Below are 18,626 nucleotides of genomic sequence, written 5' to 3' on the forward strand. Positions count from 1 at the left end.
CTCGGTATGGTGGGAGCGGAGGTGTGTATAAGAGGCAGGGCGCGGGCTGGGCTGGCTGCGCCGGGTCGTTCCGGGCGTACCTGGTCGAATCGGGCGTACCTGGTCGGAAGTTCGCACCAGGTATGCCCGGAAGCACCAGGTATCGCGGGTGTTCTGGGAAGGAACGGGCGCGGGGTGCGCGGGCACGGGGTCGAATCGGGCGTACCGGCTCGAATCGGGCGTACCTGGTCGAATCGGGCGTACCTGGTCGGAAGTTCGCACCGGGTATGCCCGGAAGCACCAGGTATCGCGGGTGTTCTGGGAAGGAACGGGCGCGGGGTGCGCGGGCGCGGGGTCGAGTCGGGCGTACCAGGTCGTTCCGGGTGTACCTGGTCGAATCGGGCGTACCTGGTCGGAAGTTCGCACCAGGTATGCCCGAAAACGCCAGGTATCGCGGGTGTTCTGGGAAGGAACGGGCGTACTACCGCTCAGCCGCCGAACTCAGCCCCCGGCGAAGGGCGGCATGACGTCGACGACCTCGACACCGTCGAGCGAGGTCGCCCGGTCGCGCGTGGTCACGCCGTCGACCAGGTACGAGCAGCGCTCCTGCAGCGCACTCCATCGCGCAGGGTCCACGACGTTGATCGCGCCGAGGGCGGCCTCGATGGTGGGCCCCGACGTGGTCAGCGAGTCGACACCCACGGCAGCCCGGGCAGCGGCGAAGAACCGGATCGTGGTCATGCCTCAGCCGCCGATCGCGCTCATGCCGCGCGTCGGGTGCACGAGCTCGTCGCTGTCGTCACCGTGGTCGCGCGGCTTCGCCCACATCGCGAGCCGCCAGAGCTCGGCGACCTCGTCGTCGTCCGCCCCGGAGCGCATCGGCCCGAGCACGTCGGTCTCCTCGTCGGAGAACAGGCAGCTGCGCACGTGCCCGTCGGCGGTCAGCCGGGTGCGGGTGCAGTCGGCGCAGAACGACTCGGTGATGCTCGCGATGATCCCGACGGTGCCGAGCGGCTCCCCGGTGACGGCGTCGTGCACGCGGTACCGCTCGGCAGGGGCACCGTCGCGCGGGGCGTCGTCCGGCGTGAGCACGAACGACGTCGCCAGCAGCGCGCGGGTCTCGGCCGCGGTGATCATCGAGGTGCGGTCCCACGCGTGGTCGGGGTCCAGGGGCATCTGCTCGATGAACCGCAGCTCGTAGCCACGCTCCAGGCACCAGCGGAGGAGCTCCGGGGCGGCCTCGTCGTTGATGCCGCGCAGCAACACCGCGTTGACCTTGATGTCGAGTCCGGCGTCGTGCGCGGCCGACAGTCCGGCGATCACCTTGTCGAGGAACGGCCTGCGGGTCACGGTGGTGAAGACGTCGGGGTCGACGGTGTCGAGCGACACGTTCACGCGCCGCAGTCCGGCGTCGTACAGGCCCTGGGCGCGGTGGGCGAGGCCGATCGCGTTCGTGGTGAGCGACAGCTCCGGGGCGTCGGGCAGCGCGGCGCACCGGGCGATCACGTCGACCAGGTCGTGCCGGAGCATCGGCTCCCCGCCGGTGAACCGGACCTTGCGGACGCCGAACCGCGACGAGCCGATCCGGACCAGCCGCTCGATCTCGGTCGCCGTCATCAGGGCCTCGTCGGGGGCGAACGGCAGTCCGGCCGCGGGCATGCAGTAGGTGCAGCGGAGGTTGCAGCGCTCGGTCAGCGACACCCGCAGGTCGACGGCGCGACGCCCGAAGCGGTCGACGAGCCCGGCGGGAGCCGGGTCCACGGAGCCGGTCGTGCCGAGCAGGATCGCGGGTGCCATGGTCGTCAGCGTACGTGTTCCACGCGCCGGAACGTCAGCCGCTCCCACCACCGTCGCCACTGCGACCGCTCCGTGCGCAGCAGTGTGACGACCACGATGACCGCCACGGCCGCGAGCAACCACCACCGGTAGGCGTCCGCCGACGGCCACACCCCGCGCAGCGCGATGGCGAGGCCGATCGACAACCACTCCCACCGCCCGGACAGCACCACGAACGGGATGAGCAGCAGCGCGTACCAGGGGTAGCGCGGCGTCACGGCGAGGAACGTCACGCCGATCATCAGGACCTCGCCCGACCACGGCCGCGCCGGGTCGGACAACCGCCACGCCACGAACGCCGCCAGCAGCACCAGGAGCCCCACCACCAGGGTCGCCGCGTCGCCCTTGACCACGAGCGACACCAGCGCGAACCGGGAGCCGTCCTCGTAGCCCTCCTCGCTCAGGTAGCCGGGCAGGTACCCGAGCACGTCGAGCCCGGTCGTCAGCACGTAGGGCACGTAGAGCAGCCCGAACACGGCGATGCCGATGGGGATCGCCCACCACGCCCGACCGCGGCCGAGCAACGGCGGGTACACGATCGCCGGGATGAGCTTGGTCGCGGTCGCGGCCCCGAGCGCGATCCCGCCCCAGATCGGCCGGCCGAATGCGACGAGCACGACACCGGCCGTGGCGAGTGCGGCGCCGACGACGTCGACGTGCGAGTTGGTGACCGCCTCGGACGCCACGAGCGGCGACCAGGCCCAGAGCGCCGCCCACCAGGTCGGACGGCCGATCCGGCGGAGCACCAGGACGAGCCCGACGGTCACGCCGAGCGACACGAGCAGCCCGGCGACCTGGAACGGCAGGTACTGCGCGGTCGCCGGCACGAAGAACCGCACCGCGGCGAACCACAGCTGCGCCATCGGCGGGTAGATCGTCGTGACGTCCGGCCGGTTGATCGCGGTGCAGTGCCCGTCCGCGCCGTCGCCGAGCCCGCGGAACCGGGGCTTCAGCGGATCGCACGTACCGTCCACCTTGTCGGGGAACAACCAGTCGGGTCGGAGACCGGACAGTGCCGCGGACTGGGGGGTGTGCGCGTACGGTGAGACACCGGCATGCTGGACGATGCCGTCCCACGCGTACCGAGCGGAGTCGGTGCTCGTGTTCGGCGGGCCGACCAGCGCGGCGATGCCGATCACCACCGCTCCGCCGATGACCATGGTGGTCATCCACCGGACGGGCACGAAACGCACCGCGAGCACGGCGATCACGAAGACGGTCCAAGCGATCAGCGTCCACGCAACGAATGCAGAACGATGGCCCGATCGGAGGAACCCCAGATGCGTGACGCCGACGGCGATGACGCCCGAAAGGGCGAGTACTCCCACGACGGCCAGCACGGTGCCGATCCGCGCGGCGGTGCCGTCGGCCAGGGACGGTCGGAGGGCACGCAGTCGGTCGCTCATGGTCCGTCGAGGCTATCCGGCCTCCAGCGCCTGCTGCACGACGGACGAGCAGCTCTGGCGTCCCCCAACCGCAACGCCCGCTCGGCCGTGGTGCTCGGGCGCCTGCTCGGCATCGCGTTCCTGGTCTGCTTCGGCACCGGGATCTACAGCCACCTGCTGCAGGAACCGCTCGGCTGGATGCGGTTCCCGACCCGTCCGACGCAGCTGTACCAGTTCACGCAGGGCCTGCACATCACGACCGGGATCGCGATCATCCCGCTGCTGCTCGCCAAGCTCAACACCGTCATGCCCGCCCTGGTGCAGGTGCCGCCGGTGCGCGGCGTGCTGCACCTGCTCGAGCGGCTGTCGATCGCGGTGCTCGTGTCCGCGTCGATCATCCAGGTCGTCACCGGCCTGCTCAACACGTACCAGTGGTACCCGTGGCCGTTCCCGTTCCGCCAGGTGCACAACGCCCTGGCCTACGTGATCATCGGGTCGCTGGCCATCCACATCGCCGCCAAGCTGCCGGTCATCGCCCGCTACTGGCGGAAGCGCGACTCCTACGACGCGCACGGTCGGTTCATCGCGGACCCCGCGTCCGGCAGTGAGCTGCTCCCACCCGGCCTGGAGGCTCATCCGACGTCCGCCCCGCACGCTGCGGTCGCCGAGACCGCCGGGTCCACCGCCCCCGGCCTGCTGGGCCGCGTGTTCCGCTGGATCGACGGCGTCGACGCCGCCCCCGGCGGCGCCGAGCCCCGTCCCACCGGACCCGACACGGCCCCGGAGACCCGCGCGGTGTCCGAGGAGCCGAGTCGCGCCCAGCCGACGGCCGATGTGCCGGAGGCGAGCCGGGCCTCCAGGCCGACGCCGGAAGCAGCCACCGGACGACGCCAGCGCATCGCCCGACGCGGGTTCTTCGCCGGCGTGACGGCGGCGACCGTCGGTGTCGTCGCGCTCACGGCGGGGCAGTCCTCGAAGCTCGCGGAACCGTTCAACGTGTTCGGCGCCCGCGGTCGCGGCATCGGCGCGAACGGGCTGCCGGTGAACCGGACCGCGCGGGCAGCCGGCGTCCTCGCGACCGCGACCGCCGCCGACTGGACGCTCACCGTCGTCGGCCACGACGTGAGCCGGACGTTCGTCCGGGCGGAACTCGTCGCGCTCGGCACCGCGCAGGTCGACCTGCCCATCTCGTGCGTCGAGGGGTGGAGTCAGATGGCGACCTGGAAGGGCGTGCGGATGCGCGACCTGCTCGACGCCGTGCAGGCGCCGCAGGGGTCGCACGTGCGCGTGACGAGCCTGGAGCGGCACGGCGGCTACCGGATCATGGACATGGGACCGGAGTACGCCGAGGACCCGACGACGCTCATCGCCCTCGAGCTGAACGGTGCGACGCTCGACCTGGACCACGGGTTCCCGGCGCGGATCATCGCTCCGGGACGGCCCGGTGTGCTGCAGACCAAGTGGATCGAGAAGATCGAGGTGCTCCGGTGAAGGCCGCGCGGATCGTGCTCGTGGTGATCGGCGTGCTGGTCATCGCGTTCGGGGCGTACGTGCTCGTGACGTCCGTCAAGCCGAACCGCATCGGCGGGCTCGGGGTGTGGCTGCTCGCGGCGGTGGTGCTGCACGACGCGGTCCTGTCGCCGTTCGTGGTCGGTGCCGGGCTGCTGCTGCGTCGGGCCGGACGCTCGCTGCGGGCCTGGGTGCTCGTCGTCGTGCAGGCGGCGATCGTGCTCGGCAGCGTGCTCGCCCTGGTGGTCCTGCCGGAGATCGCGGCGAAGGACCACGGGCAGAAGAACCCGACCGTGCTGCCGTTCGACTACGGCACGCGGCTGCTGCTCGTCGAGGGGGCGCTGCTCGTCGTCGTGGTGGTCGTGCTCGTCATCGGGGTGGTGCGGTCGCGTCGCGCTGGCGGTTCGTCGGGTTCGGCGGGTTCGTCCGGTTCGTCCGGTTCGTCCGCGGTGCGCACCACTGGTTAAAGAGACAACCTTTCGGTATGATCAGGTCATGACCGACGAGACCCCGTGGCTCACCCGCGAGCAGCTGCGCGCGTGGATGAAGCTCGTCGCGGTCATGGAACTCCTGCCGGCCGCGCTCGACCAGCAGCTGCAGCGTGACGCCGACCTGACGCACTTCGACTACATGGTCATCGCGATGCTCTCCGAGACCGACACCCGGACCCTGCGGATGTCGGCGCTCGCCTCGGCCACGAACGCCTCGTTGCCGCGGCTGTCGCACGTGGTGTCCCGGCTCGAGAAGCGCGGGCTCGTGACCCGGTGCCCGTCGACCTCCGACCGCCGCGCCACCGACGTCCGCCTGACCGACGCCGGGTACGCCACGATCGTCGACGCTGCCCCGGACCACGTCCGCACCGCCCGTCGAGTGGTCATCGACGCGCTCTCCGACGAGCAGGTCGCGCAGCTCGACGGCATCGCGGCGTCGCTCCTGACGCGCCTCGACCCCGAGGGGCGGTTCGCGGCGCTGACCTACCCGCGCGAGGACGACGACACCGCGATCTGCGAGCAGCGGCTGACGGGTGCGGCGACCGACTGAGGCGGGCTGGCGGCCGCGTCCCTGCAATAGGCTCGCCGCATGACCGACCCCGCCGCGCCGTCCGACACGTACTCCTACCTCGGACCCGCCGGCACCTTCACCGAGGCGGCCCTGAAGCTCGTCGAGGCCGCCGCCGGCAAGCCCTGGCGGAGCGTCAACAACGTCGGTGAGGCCCTGGACGACGTCATGTCCGGGCGGTCGATCGGGGCGGTCATCGCAATCGAGAACAGCGTCGACGGCGGGGTCAGCGCCACGCAGGACGCCCTGGCCCGGATCCCCGGCGTGCGGATCGTGGGGGAGTACCTGGTCCCCGTCGACTTCGTGCTCGTCGCCCGCCCCGGCACAGCCCTGGCCGACGTCCACACCGTGAACGCGCACCCGGTCGCCTACGCGCAGACGCACAACTGGCTCGAGGCGAACCTGCCCGGGCACGGCCACATCCCGGCGTCGTCGAACGTCGCCGCGGCCCTCGCCCTGCTCGAGGCGAACCCGACCGCCGACGCGGCTGTCGCACCGCCCGGCATCACCGACCACCACGACGTCGTCGTCCTCGCGTCGTCGATCGGCGACAACGCCTCGGCGGTCACCCGGTTCGTGCTCGTGTCGAAGACCCTCGCCCTGCCCGACCCGACCGGCGCCGACAAGACCAGCGTCATCGTCGAGCTGCCCGCCGACCACCCCGGCGCCCTGGTCGACATGCTCGAACAGTTCGCGACGCGGGGCATCAACATGGGGCTGCTGTCGTCACGCCCGATCGGTGACGAGCTCGGCCGCTACCGGTTCGTCATCGACCTCGACGGGCACGTGCGCGACGAGCGGGTCGCGGACGCGCTGCTCGGCCTGCGGCGGTTCAGCCCGCGCGTGACGTTCCTCGGGTCGTACCCGCGTGCCGACGGCGCACGCCCCGAGGTGCCCGCGCGCTACTCGGACGCCGCGTTCGTCGAGGCGCGGGACTGGTTGCGCGCGATCGTGTCGGGTGAGCCCGGGGCGCGGTAGCGCTGCGGGTCAGGGCACCTGTCGCGAGCCGTGGCGGTCGTCCGCCGGGTCCGGCACGCGCACGGAGAGCCCCATCGGGTCGATGCGCGAACGGAAGGCGATGACCTCGCCCACCGGGTCGCCGTCGATCTCGAACTCGTCGGGCCGCTCGAGTCGCGCCGTGAACTCCTGCCCGCGCAGGTAGCGCAGGGGTCGTTCCTCGCGCGACTTCGAGACGATCTTCTTGCCGACCGCGGTCTTGCCCAGGTTCGACCGACGGAACGCCCGCAGGATCCCGTTCTCCCAGAACACCCGGGCACCGATCCGCACCCAGCCGAAGAACCCGCGGGGGCGCATCACGGCGATGTCGAACACGCCGTCGTCGATCTCGGCGTCCGGGAGCAGGATCGCGCCGGCCTGCAGCATGCCGCAGTTGCCGACGATGAGCGAGTGCGCTCGGAGCGAGTGGTTGCCGTCGTCGTCCAGCTGGTAGCGGAACTCGAACGCGTTGGCGTCGCGCACCGAACGGAACAGCGAGTCGACGTAGGCGAGCCAGCCGACCTTCTTCTTCAGCTCGGGGCGGGTGTTCACGAGCATCCGCGCGTCGAGCCCGAGGCCCGCCATCACCAGGAAGCCGAAGCGTTCGCGCTCGCCCCCGGGGCGCTCGATCTTGAGCATGCCGAAGTCGATCTTGCGGTCGTCGCCGTGGAAGATCGTCCGGACGCTCGCGGCCAGGTCGTCGAGGGGGAGCTTCATGTTGCGCGCGAGCAGGTTGCCGGTGCCGCTCGGCAGCAGCGCCAGGGTCGAACCGGACTCGTGCACGACCTCGGCGACCGCACGGACCGTGCCGTCACCGCCGGCCGCCGCGACGACGTCGGCACCGGCCTCGATCGCCGCGCGGGCCATGCCGCCGCCCGGGTCTTCTTCTGAGGTCTCGAACCACAGGGTCTCGGCCCAGCCGGCCTGCTGCTGGTGTTCCTGCACCGTGCGCTTGAGGGTCGGCAGGTGGACCTTGACCGGGTTGTAGACCACCGCGGCCGTCCGCTGCTCGGTGGGGAGGGCGTCCTGGTCCGCGGGCGCGGTCTCCGAAGGGGTCGACATACGTCCACGCTACCGATCGAGGCTGCGTGCGGTTGCCCCGTCTAGGATGGGGCGGTGATCGATCCACAGCTGCTTCGCGACAACCCGGACGTCATCAAGGCTTCACAGCAGGCGCGTGGTGCCTCCGTGGCCGTCGTCGACGAAGCCGTCGCCGCCGATTCCGCCCGCCGCAGTGCGATCACCTCGTTCGAGTCGCTCCGCGCCGAGCAGAACGCGTTCGGCAAGACCGTCGCCAAGGCCCCGAAGGACGAGAAGGCCGCGCTCGTGCAGCAGGCCCAGGCCCTCGCCGCGAAGGTGAAGGAGGCGCAGGCCACCGTCACCGCGGCCGAGGACACCTTCAACACCGTCGTCCGCGGCATCCCGAACGTCGTGCTCCCCGGTGTGCCCGAGGGCGGCGAGGACGACTTCGTCACGCTCCGCACCGTCGGCACCAAGCCCGAGTTCGACTTCGAGCCGAAGGACCACGCCGACCTCGGTGAGCACCTCGGCATCATCGACATCCCGCGTGGCGTGAAGGTCTCCGGCTCGCGCTTCTACTTCCTGCGCGGCATGGGCGCCCGGCTCGAGATCGCGCTGATGTCGCTCGGCCTCGACCGTGCGATCGCTGCCGGCTTCGAACCGCTCATCACCCCGACGCTCGTCCGACCCGAGACGATGGCCGGCACCGGGTTCCTCGGCGAGCACGCGGCCGAGGTCTACCGGCTCGAAGCCGACGACCTGTACCTGACCGGCACGAGCGAGGTCGCCCTCGCCGGGTTCCACGCCGACGAGATCCTCGACATCGAGAAGACCGCGCACCGCTACGCCGGCTGGTCGACCTGCTACCGGCGTGAGGCCGGGTCGGCGGGCAAGGACAACCGCGGCATCCTCCGCGTGCACCAGTTCAACAAGCTCGAGATGTTCACCTACGTGCACCCCGACGAGGCCGAGGCCGAGCACGAGAAGCTCGTCGGGTACCAGGAGCAGATGCTGCAGGACCTCGGGCTGCACTACCGCGTGATCGACGTCGCCGGCGGTGACCTCGGCACGAGCGCCGCGAAGAAGTACGACATCGAGGCCTGGGTCCCGACGCAGGGCACGTTCCGCGAGCTCACCTCGACGTCGAACTGCACGACGTACCAGGCCCGCCGCCTCGACATCCGCTACCGCACCGAGAGCGGCAAGACCGCCCCGGTCGCCACCCTGAACGGCACCCTCGCCACGACCCGCTGGATCGTCGCGATCCTCGAGACGCACCAGCAGGCCGACGGTTCCGTCGTCGTGCCGGAGGTCCTGCGCCCCTACCTCGGTGGCGTCGAGGTGATCGAGCCCCGATGAGCACCCAGGGACGGTTCGTGGACGGCACCGAGCAGGGCGCGGGCACCGACGCGCCCGCCCGCACCAAGCGCTGGCTGGTCGCGCTCGACATCGACGGCACCACCATGCGCGAGGACGGTGTCATCACGCAGGCGGTGGTCGCCGCCGTGCGCGACGCCGAGGCCGCCGGCCACGAGGTCATGCTCTCGACCGGCCGCAGCGAGGGCATGACCGTGCCCCTGCTCGAGACCCTCGGCATCCGGCCGAAGTACCTGGTCTGCGCGAACGGTGCGCTCATCCTGGCCCGCCGCGCCGACGGCTCCTACGTGCGCGAACACGTCGAGCGGTTCGACCCGTCCGAGGTGCTGCAGACCATCCACGGCGCGCTCGAGAACGCCGCGTTCGGCGTCGAGGACGAGACCGGTCACTTCCTGCTGTCCGGCAACTTCCCCGACGACACGATGACCGTCGAGGGCGAGCACGTGCCGTTCGAGCAGCTGCTCGGCGTCGAGGCCACCCGCGTCGTCGTCATCTCGCCCGGCCACGACACCGAGGACTTCCTGCAGATCGTCGAGCAGATGGGCCTGCACAAGGTCTCGTACTCGGTCGGCTGGACGTCGTGGCTCGACATCGCTCCGGAGGGCGTGACGAAGGCCACCGCGATGGAGCGCGTCCGCGAGTGGCTCGACATCCCGCGTTCCCGCGTCTTCGCCGCGGGCGACGGCCGCAACGACATCGACATGCTCCGCTGGGCCTCGACCTCCGGTCGCGGCGTCGTCATGGGCCAGGCCCCCGACGACGTCGTCGACGCCGGCAACGAGCTCACCGGCGGCATCACCGACGACGGCCTGGCAGCGGCGCTCGACTCCCTGCCCCGTTAGTCCGCGCTCGCGCGCACCCCTGCCTGGAGGCCCGGGTAGACTTCCCGGGACGCGATCACGTCTCGCCACGTGGTCGCGTCACTGGAGGGTTGTCCGAGCGGCCGATGGAGCCTGTCTTGAAAACAGGTGGGCAGAGATGTCTCGTGGGTTCGAATCCCACACCCTCCGCGATGGACACACGGTTGCGCCCACTCCGCCTCGACGACGCGGCCGTCCTGGCTGCGGTCATCACCGAGAACGCCGACCACCTGCGACCGTGGGAACCGGCGCGAGCGCCGTCGTACTACACGGAGTCCGGCCAGCGGGACGTCATCACGCAGGCCCTCGCCACGCAGCGCGCGGGCAACGCGGTGCCGTTCGTCATCGAGTCGACCGACGGGGAACTCCTCGGCCGCATCACGCTGAGCGGCGTCGTCCGCGGTGCCCTGCAGTCGTGCGCGATGGGGTACTGGATCCGCGCCGACCGCACGCGCCAGGGCCATGCGTCCCGCGCTGTCCGCGCAGCGGCCGATCACGCGTTCGACGTGCTCCGTCTGCACCGCGTGCAGGCCGAGACCCTGCCCGAGAACGTCGGCTCGCAGCGCGCGCTCGAGTCGGCGGGATTCACCCGGTACGGATTCGCGCCGGAGTACATCAAGATCGACGGGGTCTGGCGCGACCACGTCATGTTCCAGCTCCTCGCGCCGACGCCGGCCCCGTGATCGAGGTCGTCGCGTACCGGTCGTCCTGGCCCGAGCGGTTCCGGCAGCTGCACGATGCGTACGCCGCCGCGCTCGACGACGCCGATGTGCCGTTCCGGAGCATCGAGCACGTGGGCAGCACGTCCGTGCCGGGCCTGGCGGCGAAGCCCGTGCTCGACGTCGACGTCGTGGTGGACACTGCCGACGTCCCGGCTGCAGTGGCGGCGATGGCGACGATCGGCTTCGAGCCGCGCGGTGAACTCGGCGTCCCGGACAGGCAGGCGTTCCGGGCACCGGAGCGGTTCGCCCCGACCAACACCTACGTCGTCGCGGCCGGGTCGCTCGCGCTGCGGAACCACGTGGCCGTCCGCGACGTGCTGCGTGCCGACCCGGCGCTCCGCGACGAGTACGCCGCCGTGAAACGCCGGGCAGCCACCGAGGCCGAGGACATCGACGACTACATCGAGCGGAAGAGCGACGTGCTGAGCCGGATCCTCCACGCCGGTGGCCTGTCTGACGACGAGCGCGCCGCCATCACCGCCACGAACCGTCGGATCACCGACCGCGGCGCGGGTGGCTGACGCGATCGGGGCGGGTGACGGTTCTGGTTCAGGAACCCGGGTGTTCGTGAACCAGAACCGTCACCGTCCCGACGAGAACCGGCCTCAGGCGCTGGCGAGCATCGGGTAGAGCGCGGTGAGCGGGGCGCTCAGGCCGGCACGGACGTCGCGGCTGACCTGGTCGGCGAGGACCTCGTGCTCGCCGGCCTCGACCGCGTCCCAGATCGACCGGACGATGTCGGCGGGGTCGGACTTCTCGACGTCGAGGTCGGCGATCATGCCGGTGTCGGTGTAGCCGAGGTGGGCGCCGACGACCTGGGTGCCCTGGGGTGCGAGCTCGAGGCGCAGGGAGTTCGTGATCGACCAGAACGCGGCCTTCGACGCCGAGTACGCGCCGGCGAGGGCGACCCAGCTCAGGGCGGAGTGCACGTCGACCAGCGCACCGTTGGCGATCGAGGGGGCGAAGGCCTTGGCGACGCGGAGTGCACCGAAGACGTTGGTGGCGAAGATGCGCTCGACCTCTTCGACGGAGACGTCGACGAGCGGGTCGGAGCCGGCGATCCCGGCGTTGTTCACGAGGACGGTCACGTCGGCTGCGGCGCGGGCCGCGGCGTCGACGCTCTCCTGGCTCGTGACGTCGAGGGCGAGGGGGACGATGCGCTCGTCCTCCCAGGTGCGCGGGTTCCGGGCGGTGGCGTAGACCTTGGTGGCGCCACGCTCCAGGGCCTGGCGGACGAACTCGGCGCCGAGGCCGCCGTTCGCTCCGGTGACGAGGACGACGGCGTTGGTGAGGTCGGTCATGGGGTGCTCCAGTCGTGCGAGGGATGCGGGATGTTGAGTACGGAAACCGAACCTAGCACGTTGTGTCCGGAAATCGAACCCAGCTAGGATGAACACATGCTCGGCATCCTCGGCGGCGACGAGCGCTGCCCCATCGCACGCTCCCTCGACGTCCTCGGCGAGAAGTGGACGCTCATGATCGTCCGCGACGCCATCGGCGGCTCGACCCGCTTCAGTCAGTTCCAGCAGAGCCTCGGCATCCCGCGCGAGGTCCTGACCGCACGCCTGGCATCGCTCGTCGACGGGGGAGTCCTCGAGCGCACCACCTACAAGCCCGAGGGGGCCCGCGCCCGCGAGGAGTACGTCCTGACCGACTCCGGCCGCGACCTGTCGCTCGTGCTGCTCGCCCTCGGCGGCTGGGCCGACCGGCACCGTCCGTCCGAGCGGGCGTCGGACCTGCGTTTCGTCGACGCCGAGACCGGCGAGGCGGTCGAGGCTGCCGCCGTGACCGTGGATGCGCAGGAGCGCATCCCGACCGCGCGCCTCCGCGCCGTCATGGAGCCGGCGTCCTGAACACGACCGGCTGACGGACAGGAGGCCCGTGGCGGCCCCGCCCCCGAACCTCCAGTCCGCTTTTGGGTGCGTCAGCGCCGCACGTCGCACCCGCAACTCGCGCCGAGGACCAACTCGGCGGGGACCAGGTCGCGGTGCCACTGGTTGTCGGCGTCGAGGCCGAGCACACGGTCGACCGCGGCGACCGCCATCGTCTCGATCGGCTGCCGGACCGTGGTGAGCTGCGGGTTGGTGTAGTCCGCCTCGGCCGCGCCGTCGAACGACACGATCGCGACGTCCTCGGGGACGCGCAGACCGAGTTCCCACAGTGCGCGCATGACGCCGATCGCCTGCATGTCGGAGCTGACGAAGACGGCTCGGGGTCCGGTCTCGTCGGCGAACATCCGGAGGCCGGCTTCGTAGCCACCGCGCCGGGTGAAGTCGGTGCGGACGATGGGCCCGTCGGGCAGGCCGGCCTGGCGCAGGGCACGCATCCAGCCCTGCTCGCGGAGCTCCATCGAGCCGGTGTGCCCCATCACGAGGCCGATCGAGCGGTAGCCGTGCTCGACCAGGTGCTGCGTGCCGTCGAGAGCGCCACGCAGGGCGTCGACACCGATGCTGGCGTACTCGGGGACCTCGAAGAACGTGTTGAGCAGGACCATCGGCAGGCCGGGGTCGGTGACGGTCGACAGGTCCGGGTGGGTCATGATGCTCGTCACGATGATGCCGTCGACCTGGCGCGCGGACAGGCTGCGGAGTCGCTCGCGCTCCTGGGCGGCGTCACCGTCGCTGTTGGCGAGCAGGACGTCGTAGCCGCGTGCGGCGGCGGCGTGGGTGACGGCGACGGCGAGCTCGGACCAGAACGGGTTGTCGAGTTCGGGCACGATCAGGCCGAGCATCTTCGACGAGCCGGTGCGCAGGGCCTGGGCGCTCGCGTTCGGGCGGTAGCCGAGGACGCGGATGGCCTCGCGCACCCGGGCGGCGGTGGTGGCGGCCACGGGGCGCGGTCCGTCGTGCACGACGTAGCTGACGACGGACGTGCTGACCCCGGCGTAGCGGGCGACGTCCGCACGGGTGACCGCCCTGGGGTTCGTCGGGACGGTCACGGGTGCCACCTTCGTCGGGTCCGGGAGGGTCGTTCGGGTGCCGGCCCACGACGGACCGGCACCCGAACGACACGTGTTACTCGGACGCGATCGTAGCCGACGACGTGCTGGCCGCTGACGTCGGAGCGTTCGCCGTCGCAGCGCTCGTCGTCTCCGGGGCGTCACCGAAGTCCGGCACGTCGAGGCGGGCGCCACCCTGCAGCGCGGACTGGTGGGCGATGATGCCCGGCAGGGTGAAGCGCGCGGCGGTCCAGGCGTTCACCGGCGGCAGGGTCCGGTCGACGACGGCGCGGACGAAGTCGTCGGCGAGGAACTGGTGGCTGCCCTCGTGCCCGGTCGGCACACCGTCGTACTCGGCGGGCAGACGGTCGGTGTCGTGCACCTCGGCGTAGCCGGAGACGAACGCGTCGCGCAGGGACGGGTCGACGTCGGCCAGGCGCGGGTCGTCGAGGGACATCGTCGCCTGGGTGTCGATCTTGTCGCTGATGTCGTACGAGTCCTCCTTGTCCTGCCAGACGCTGGTCTTCGCGAGCTGCTCGAAGCTGGCCTCGGTGCCGAAGTAGCGGAAGCGCGACTCACGGATGTGCGACGGGTAGCCGACGCGACGCATCTCGTTGATGCGCATGACGCCGCCGTTGTCGAGCTCGAACAGTGCGGTGGCGTTCGAGAAGTCGTTGTCGAACTGGCTGACGTCCTTGTCGAAGACGCCGTCGCCGCGGTCGTCCTTCACACCGATGCAGCTGACACTGACCGCGTGCCCGGGGATCGCACCGAGGACCCCGCCGACCGAGTGTGTCGGGTAGAGCATGGGCGGGTAGCTGGCGGTGCGCTTCCACTCGTCGCCGCCGCTGTACTGGTACGCGGCGTAGAAGCCGAGGTCCATGTCGTGCACGTAGTCGCCCTCGGCGTAGAACACCCGGCCGAAGGCGCCGGCGGCGACCTGCTTGCGGGCGAACACCGTCGCGGGGTTGTAGTAGCTCGTCTCGCCCATCATGTAGGTCAGGCCGGTGTCGCGGACCGCCTGGATGATGTCGCGGATCTCGTCGACGGAGATCGCCATCGGCACGGCGGAGTACACGTGCTTGCCGGCGCGCAGGGCCTTGACCACGAGCGGTCCGTGGGTCCAGCGCTGCGTGAAGATCGCGACGGCGTCGACGTCCGAGGCGAGGACCGCGTCGAAGTCCGGGAACGTGCCGTCGAGGTGCTGCGTCTCGACGAGTTCGGACGCGCGCTCGTCGACGAGGTCCGTGACGTAGACCCGGTCCACGTCGGGGTGGAGCTTGAACAGCTTGGCGAACTGGGGGGCGAACTGGCCCGCGCCGACCATTCCGACAGAGATCATCAGTGACCTTTCCAAGGTGTGGGATGCGTCGCCGAGCGGGTCGCTCCGATGCGATCGAGCGCCATCCTGACACACGCTGTCTACACGTGACAACCCCCGTCGACGGCTCGGAAAGAGCCTCTTGCCAGCAGCGGTCCCCACGTGTAGATTCCCGGCTCACGGACTGCTGCACGTCAGTCCACCGCAGACGAAGGAGTCGCGATGGCAACCGAGAGCCCTGTGTCGTCACCCTTGACGACCGCCAGCACGAGACGGAGGAGTCGGTCCGCCGACCTCGCCCGTGCCCGCACCACCGCACCACGGCGCCGCCCCAGGAACGACCTGTGGCTCGCGCTCGTCTTCATCGCCCCGGCAGCCGTCGGGTTCGCGGTGTTCCTCGCCTGGCCGACCGTGCGGGGCATCTACCTGAGCTTCACGTCGTACAACCTGCTCACCGAGCCCGAGTTCACCGGCCTGCAGAACTACGCCCGCCTGGTGCAGGACTCGATCTTCTGGCACTCGATGGTGGTGACGGTCGAGTACGTCCTCATCAACATCGTCATCCAGACCGTCGTCGCGCTGTTCATCGCCGTGATGATGCACCGCCTGACGAAGTCGACCTTCGTGCGCGGCATCGTGCTCGCGCCGTACCTGGTGTCGAACGTCGTCGCCGCCCTGGTCTGGCTCTGGATCCTCGACACCCAGCTCGGCATCGGCAACGAGATGCTCGCCGCACTCGGGCTCGACCGCATCCCGTTCCTGCAGAGCGACGTCTGGGGCATCCCCTCGATCGCGCTCATCAACGTCTGGCGGCACGTCGGCTACACGGCACTGCTCATCTTCGCCGGCCTGCAGTCGCTGCCCGAGACCGTGTACGAGGCCGGACGCATCGACGGTGCGAGCGAGTGGAAGATGTTCTGGCGCATCACGGTGCCGCTGCTCCGCCCGATCCTGTCCCTGGTGTTGATCATCACCGTGATCGGGTCGTTCCAGGTGTTCGACACCGTCGCCGTCACCACGCAGGGTGGCCCCGCGAACGCCACGAACGTCGTGCAGAACTACATCTACAACCTGGCGTTCGGCCGGTTCCAGTTCGGCTACGCGTCCGCGGTCTCGGTCGCGCTCCTCATCGTCCTCAGCATCATCACGATCATCCAGTACCGCCTCACCCGCTCGGGTGAGTCCGACCTGGACTGAACGGAAGCGCCATGACCACGACACTCACCCGTTCCGTCACCACGTCCCGCCCGCCGCGGATGGGCGCCGGCCACCGTCGTCGCCCGTCGCTCGGCCGCGTGCTCGCCTGGGTCGCGATGATCCTCGTCATCGTCGTCACCCTGTTCCCGTTCTACTGGATCCTGCGCACCGCGCTGTCGTCGAACACCGCGATCAACTCCGACCCCACCTCGCTGCTGCCCGTCGGCTTCAGCCTGGGCGGGTTCGAGCGGGTCTTCGGCCTGCAGTCCACCGAAGAGGCGTTGGCGCAGGGCGGCTCCGGCGCCGCGCTGAACTTCTGGCGGTACCTGCTCAACTCGATCCTGGTGTCGACGCTCGTCACCGTCGGCCAGGTGTTCTTCTCGGCAGCGGCCGCCTACGCCTTCGCCCGGCTGCGCTGGCCCGGTCGCGACAAGGTGTTCGGGGTGTTCCTGGCCGGACTGATGGTCCCCGCGATCTTCACGCTGCTGCCGAACTTCACGCTCATCAAGCAGCTCGGGCTCGTCGACAACCTGCTCGGCATCGCCCTGCCGACGATGTTCATGACCCCGTTCGCGGTGTTCTTCCTGCGGCAGTTCTTCCTCGGCATCTCGAAGGAGGTCGAAGAAGCGGCCCTCATCGACGGCGCCGGCAAGGTCCGCGTGTTCTTCCGGCTCGTCATCCCGATGGCCGCGGCCCCGATCGCCACCCTCGCCGTGCTGACGTACATCACGAGCTGGAACGACTACTTCTGGCCGCTCATGGTGTCGTACACCGACAGCTCGCGGGTGCTGACCGTCGCGCTCGGCGTCTTCAAGTCGCAGACCCCACAGTCCGGCACCGACTGGGCCGGGCTCATGGCCGCGACCCTGGTGGCGGCGCTCCCGATGATCCTGCTGTTCGGCGTCTTCGCCAAGCGGATCGTCAACTCCATCGGCTTCTCCGGGATCAAGTGACCCGGCTGTCGGACAGGACGAACACCATGACGAACCAACTGACCCGCCGCACGCTCTTCGCCGGCGGCGCCTCCGCCCTGGCCCTCGGCGCACTCGCCGCCTGCTCGTCGCCCGGTCGCCGCACGACGAACCGGTCGGGTGCGCGCACCGTGAGCTACTGGCTCTGGGACGCCAACCAGCAGCCCGCGTACCAGGCCGTCGCCGACGCGTTCCACCGCGCGAACCCGGACATCACCGTGAAGATCACCCAGCTCGGGTGGAACGACTACTGGACCAAGCTCACCGCGGGCTTCATCGCCGGCACCGCGCCCGACGTCTTCACCGACCACCTGACGAAGTTCCCGCAGTACGCCGACCTCGACGTGCTCTACAAGCTCGACGAACTCGACGCCACGAAGAGCATCCGTGACGACGACTACCAGTCCGGGCTCGCCGAACTGTGGAAGGGCCAGGACGGCCACCGCTACGGCTCGCCGAAGGACTGGGACACCGTCGCGATGTTCTACGACCGGAAGGCGATGGCGAAGGCCGGGGTCTCCGCCGAGGAACTCGGGTCGCTCGAGTGGAACCCGGACGACGGCGGCACGTTCGAGCGGATGCTCGCGCGGCTGACCGTCGACTCGAAGGGCCGACGCGGCGACGAGGACGGCTTCGACAAGGACGACGTCGCCGTCTACGGCATCTCGTCGAACGGCTCGGGCGGTGACGGCTTCGGCCAGACCCAGTGGTCACCGTTCACCGGATCGGTCGACTGGTTCTACACGAACGAGAACCCGTGGGGCGACAGGTTCCGCTACGACGAGCGGGTCGTGCAGGACACCCTCGCCTGGTACTACCGGCTGGCTGAGAAGGGCTACATGGCGAAGTACGGGGTGTTCTCCACCACGACCGGGCCCGAGGTGCAGCTCGGCGCAGGCAAGTGCGCGCTGTCGTTCAACGGCTCGTGGATGATCGGTTCGTACCTCGGCATGGAAGACCTCGACGTCGCGGTCGCCCCGACCCCGATCGGCCCGTCGGGTCACCGTGCGTCGATGTTCAACGGGCTCGGCGACTCGATCACGAAGCAGGCGAAGGACCCCGAGGCCGCGGCGAAGTGGGTGGCGTTCCTGGGCAGCGACGAGGCACAGCGGATCGTCGGTGAGAGCGGGATCGTGTTCCCCGCTCGTCCCGCGGGCACCGAGGCCGCGGTGGCGTCGTTCCGGAAGCGCGGGCTCGACGTCTCGGCGTTCACCCGGCAGGTCGAGGAGGACACCACGTTCCTGTTCCCGGTCACGAAGAACCCCGCCGACGTGCAGGCCCTGCTGCAGCCCGCCTTCGACGACGTCTACGCGAACGGCAAACCGATCTCGACGCTGACCGGGGTCAACGAACAGGTCAACAACCTGCTCGCCCTCACCTGATCGACGGCCTGCGGATCCACCCGTCGTCCGCATGCCGCACCCTCCGGTGCGGTGTGCGGACGACGCGTTGACCG

General features: G+C 70.3%; 19 protein-coding genes and 1 tRNA gene. 13 read left to right on the plus strand and 7 right to left on the minus strand.

What is annotated here, in order from left to right:
• Nucleotides 1-480 precede the first annotated feature (480 nt).
• Genes DEI98_RS16235 through DEI98_RS16245 form a run of 3 tightly spaced genes read right to left on the minus strand, consistent with a single transcriptional unit; the run spans nt 481 to nt 3,026 of the window.
• A complete protein-coding gene (locus tag DEI98_RS16235) occupies nt 481-720 on the minus strand; it encodes a MoaD/ThiS family protein (protein WP_111101319.1) in 240 nt (79 codons plus the stop codon).
• 3 nt (nt 721-723) lie between these two features.
• Nucleotides 724-1,776: a GTP 3',8-cyclase MoaA gene (moaA, locus tag DEI98_RS16240; protein ID WP_111101320.1), complete on the minus strand. Its 1,053-nt coding sequence runs from the start codon at nt 1,774-1,776 to the stop codon at nt 724-726.
• A gap of 5 nt (nt 1,777-1,781) precedes the next feature.
• Complete coding sequence (locus tag DEI98_RS16245; RefSeq protein ID WP_181438068.1) at nt 1,782-3,026, minus strand: glycosyltransferase family 87 protein; 1,245 nt, start codon at nt 3,024-3,026, stop codon at nt 1,782-1,784.
• Nucleotides 3,027-3,095: 69 nt separating this feature from the next.
• Here DEI98_RS16245 and DEI98_RS16250 point away from each other — a divergent pair, with 69 nt between their 5' ends.
• Genes DEI98_RS16250 through pheA form a run of 4 tightly spaced genes read left to right on the plus strand, consistent with a single transcriptional unit; the run spans nt 3,096 to nt 6,746 of the window.
• On the plus strand, nt 3,096-4,691 hold the full coding sequence (locus DEI98_RS16250) for a molybdopterin-dependent oxidoreductase (protein WP_181438069.1): 1,596 nt from the start codon (nt 3,096-3,098) through the stop codon (nt 4,689-4,691).
• Nucleotides 4,688-5,176, plus strand: a complete 489-nt coding sequence (locus DEI98_RS18780; RefSeq protein WP_181438070.1) for a hypothetical protein — start codon at nt 4,688-4,690, stop codon at nt 5,174-5,176. Before DEI98_RS16250 ends, DEI98_RS18780 begins: the two co-directional genes overlap by 4 nt.
• A gap of 28 nt (nt 5,177-5,204) precedes the next feature.
• The gene (locus DEI98_RS16255) at nt 5,205-5,750 is read left to right on the plus strand and encodes a MarR family winged helix-turn-helix transcriptional regulator (RefSeq protein WP_017888293.1); all 546 of its coding nucleotides are present in this window, start codon (nt 5,205-5,207) and stop codon (nt 5,748-5,750) included.
• A 39-nt stretch (nt 5,751-5,789) separates the two neighbouring features.
• The gene (gene pheA, locus DEI98_RS16260) at nt 5,790-6,746 is read left to right on the plus strand and encodes a prephenate dehydratase (RefSeq protein ID WP_111101323.1); all 957 of its coding nucleotides are present in this window, start codon (nt 5,790-5,792) and stop codon (nt 6,744-6,746) included.
• 9 nt (nt 6,747-6,755) lie between these two features.
• Here the strand turns inward: pheA and DEI98_RS16265 are convergent, their stop codons facing one another.
• Nucleotides 6,756-7,826, minus strand: coding sequence for a diacylglycerol kinase family protein (locus DEI98_RS16265; protein WP_111101324.1), 1,071 nt, complete (start codon nt 7,824-7,826; stop codon nt 6,756-6,758).
• 54 nt (nt 7,827-7,880) lie between these two features.
• On the opposite strand from DEI98_RS16265, the gene serS reads away from it, so the two are divergent.
• The 5 genes from serS (at nt 7,881) to DEI98_RS16290 (ending at nt 11,264) form a co-directional block, all read left to right on the plus strand.
• Nucleotides 7,881-9,143, plus strand: coding sequence for a serine--tRNA ligase (gene serS / locus DEI98_RS16270; RefSeq protein ID WP_111038292.1), 1,263 nt, complete (start codon nt 7,881-7,883; stop codon nt 9,141-9,143).
• Nucleotides 9,140-10,003 carry an HAD family hydrolase gene (locus tag DEI98_RS16275; protein WP_111029845.1) on the plus strand — a complete coding sequence of 288 codons (864 nt, stop codon included), beginning with the start codon at nt 9,140-9,142 and terminating at the stop codon, nt 10,001-10,003. Before serS ends, DEI98_RS16275 begins: the two co-directional genes overlap by 4 nt.
• Nucleotides 10,004-10,086: 83 nt before the next feature.
• A tRNA-Ser gene (locus tag DEI98_RS16280) sits at nt 10,087-10,171 on the plus strand.
• A gap of 2 nt (nt 10,172-10,173) precedes the next feature.
• Nucleotides 10,174-10,704, plus strand: a complete 531-nt coding sequence (locus DEI98_RS16285) for a GNAT family N-acetyltransferase (protein ID WP_110865517.1) — start codon at nt 10,174-10,176, stop codon at nt 10,702-10,704.
• Nucleotides 10,701-11,264 (plus strand): GrpB family protein, encoded by a 564-nt coding sequence (locus tag DEI98_RS16290; RefSeq protein WP_111101325.1) that lies wholly within the window; start codon nt 10,701-10,703, stop codon nt 11,262-11,264. Before DEI98_RS16285 ends, DEI98_RS16290 begins: the two co-directional genes overlap by 4 nt.
• A gap of 84 nt (nt 11,265-11,348) precedes the next feature.
• Here the strand turns inward: DEI98_RS16290 and DEI98_RS16295 are convergent, their stop codons facing one another.
• Nucleotides 11,349-12,044, minus strand: coding sequence for an SDR family oxidoreductase (locus DEI98_RS16295; RefSeq protein WP_111101326.1), 696 nt, complete (start codon nt 12,042-12,044; stop codon nt 11,349-11,351).
• Nucleotides 12,045-12,140: 96 nt separating this feature from the next.
• On the opposite strand from DEI98_RS16295, the gene DEI98_RS16300 reads away from it, so the two are divergent.
• Nucleotides 12,141-12,596 carry a helix-turn-helix domain-containing protein gene (locus DEI98_RS16300; RefSeq protein WP_111101327.1) on the plus strand — a complete coding sequence of 152 codons (456 nt, stop codon included), beginning with the start codon at nt 12,141-12,143 and terminating at the stop codon, nt 12,594-12,596.
• A 71-nt stretch (nt 12,597-12,667) separates the two neighbouring features.
• Here DEI98_RS16300 and DEI98_RS16305 read toward each other — a convergent pair whose 3' ends face one another.
• Together DEI98_RS16305 and DEI98_RS16310 are read right to left on the minus strand one after the other, a co-directional pair.
• Nucleotides 12,668-13,681, minus strand: a complete 1,014-nt coding sequence (locus DEI98_RS16305; RefSeq protein WP_258370904.1) for a LacI family DNA-binding transcriptional regulator — start codon at nt 13,679-13,681, stop codon at nt 12,668-12,670.
• Between the two features lie 76 nt (nt 13,682-13,757).
• Nucleotides 13,758-15,023, minus strand: a complete 1,266-nt coding sequence (locus DEI98_RS16310) for a Gfo/Idh/MocA family protein (protein WP_375334822.1) — start codon at nt 15,021-15,023, stop codon at nt 13,758-13,760.
• 201 nt (nt 15,024-15,224) lie between these two features.
• Between DEI98_RS16310 and DEI98_RS16315 the strand changes: the two genes are divergently transcribed.
• From DEI98_RS16315 to DEI98_RS16325, 3 genes are read left to right on the plus strand one after another with little or no spacing between them, the layout of a single operon-like run.
• Entirely contained in the window at nt 15,225-16,199 is a 975-nt protein-coding gene (locus DEI98_RS16315; protein WP_228516654.1) for a carbohydrate ABC transporter permease, read from the plus strand.
• 11 nt (nt 16,200-16,210) lie between these two features.
• Nucleotides 16,211-17,152, plus strand: a complete 942-nt coding sequence (locus DEI98_RS16320) for a carbohydrate ABC transporter permease (protein ID WP_027466099.1) — start codon at nt 16,211-16,213, stop codon at nt 17,150-17,152.
• A gap of 26 nt (nt 17,153-17,178) precedes the next feature.
• The gene (locus tag DEI98_RS16325; protein WP_220037091.1) at nt 17,179-18,552 is read left to right on the plus strand and encodes a sugar ABC transporter substrate-binding protein; all 1,374 of its coding nucleotides are present in this window, start codon (nt 17,179-17,181) and stop codon (nt 18,550-18,552) included.
• The last annotated feature ends 74 nt before the right edge of the window (nt 18,553-18,626 follow it).

It is taken from the genome of Curtobacterium sp. MCLR17_034 (assembly GCF_003234485.1).
Taxonomy (GTDB): Bacteria; Actinomycetota; Actinomycetes; order Actinomycetales; family Microbacteriaceae; genus Curtobacterium; species Curtobacterium flaccumfaciens.